General features: G+C 65.2%; 1 protein-coding gene. It reads right to left on the bottom strand.

Features of this window, described 5'->3' with window-relative positions; all coding sequences use genetic code 11:
* Positions 1-710: APC family permease (locus tag AC5RU7_RS21040; RefSeq protein WP_494053879.1), on the bottom strand; the 710-nt coding region annotated here is incomplete at both ends.

Genomic DNA, 710 nt, shown 5'->3' with positions numbered 1-710 from the left:
GCGACGGCGCCCACGAAGAGCACCCCGCCCCACTGCAGGTACCACTCAAAGGGCGGCACCGAGTTGTAGATCTCCGGCCGCGGCCAGATCAGGTTCAGCGTCATGGCGCCGCCCCAGAGGACCGCGAGGATATTCACGGGGAGACCCCACTTGCCGAGGCTGAATCCGGCTTTTCCGTGGCTTTCGTCGGACAGCGGCCACTTCTTCAGGAAGCGCCGCCGCAGCAGCGGGACGGTGACCAGCAGGTAGGAGAGGTAGATCAGGACAATGCTGATGCTGGACAGGATGGTGAAGATCGCGGGCTGGGAAACGTTGACGATCAGGGGCATGATGGCGATGAGTCCGATGACGATGGCCGCCACCGTGGGCGTCTTCCGCTCCGGGTGCACTTTGCTGAGCTGGCGGCTGAAGGGGAGGTTGTTGTCCCGGGCCATGGCGAACATCATGCGGATGGCTGCGGCGTGGACGGCGAGGGTGCAGACGAACACGGCGACCACGATGCACACCAGGAAGGCCTTGCCGAACGGGCCTCCCAGCACGGAGAGCACGATGTACTGCAGGCCGCCGTCGGCAGAGCCCAGCTTGGGGTCGTTCAGGTCGGGGGCCGCCAGGAGTCCGCCGAGGAGAATCAGGCCGCCGAGGATGAAGGACGCCGTGATTGCCCGCAGGATTGCCTTGGGGGCAGTCTTCTTCGGATCCTTCGTCTCCTC

The sequence above is a fragment of the Arthrobacter sp. K410C genome (assembly GCF_059090105.1).
The sequence above is the reverse complement of the archived record's forward strand: the minus strand, read 5'-3'. Positions and strand labels throughout refer to the sequence as shown.